A 285-nucleotide genomic window follows, 5' to 3' on the forward strand; every position below is an offset into this window, starting at 1 on the left:
GGCAGCCAACAACACAAACAGCGACACGACCGAGGCGTGACCAAACGGCATTTATCTCTCCCGTATTCTCATCGATCTCAGGAACCTGCCGGGTTGGGTGTTAAGCAGGTTCGGCTACTTGAGAGTCCCGGTAAGGCCGAGTACTCCACCAGATAATCACGATGAGCACCGCCTGGAACATCAACCGCAGCAACAACAGGGTTTCATCCATGTTGAAAAGTTCAGGGTTCTGCCACATGTGAACGTTTGCAGGCGTCACTGCAATGGTGAGCGCGATGAGCAGAT

1 protein-coding gene is annotated in these 285 nt (G+C 53.3%); it reads right to left on the bottom strand.

The window, feature by feature from the left end; translation table 11 throughout:
• Positions 1-100 precede the first annotated feature (100 nt).
• On the bottom strand, positions 101-285 hold a 185-nt coding region (locus PZC42_RS20855; RefSeq protein ID WP_277214001.1), incomplete at its 5' end, for a DoxX family protein.

The sequence above is a fragment of the Isoptericola croceus genome, assembly GCF_029382255.1.
GTDB classification, from domain to species: domain Bacteria; phylum Actinomycetota; class Actinomycetes; order Actinomycetales; family Cellulomonadaceae; genus Isoptericola; species Isoptericola croceus.